Source organism: Methylobacterium sp. E-065 (assembly GCF_022829605.1).
Lineage (GTDB): Bacteria > Pseudomonadota > Alphaproteobacteria > Rhizobiales > Beijerinckiaceae > Methylobacterium.
Window position 1 is genome coordinate 1 of the sequence record NZ_JAKSYD010000080.1, and the last position, 339, is coordinate 339.

The 339-nt window shown below is 64.9% G+C and carries 1 protein-coding gene; it reads right to left on the reverse strand.

The window, feature by feature from the left end:
• Positions 1 to 339 (reverse strand): ATP-binding protein (locus MKK84_RS08415; protein ID WP_243918685.1); only part of this gene is annotated, 339 nt, incomplete at both ends.

Sequence of the window (339 nt, forward strand, 5' to 3'; positions counted from 1 at the left end):
GCTTTGAGCATCAATCCTATGCGCTGAGGGCCAAAAGGCGTTGGAACGGGACCCCGGATCGGCGTGCAAGTGGGACCCGTTCGCAAGCTGGCTGCGGTGCGGTTGAGCTGATCCGACGGCCGGCGTTCGCGGCGTAGGCGCTGGCCTCGGACGCGGTTCTTGACGCGCCAGCTCTCGTTGCCGGGCTCGACGATCTCAACGTGATGGGTGAGCCGGGCGAGAAGCGGCGTGGTCACTCGTGCGTCGCTGGCGAACACGCTCGGCCACTCGCCGAAGGCGAGATTGGTGGTCACCACGATCGAGGTGGTCTCGTACAGCTTGCTGATCAGATGGAACAGC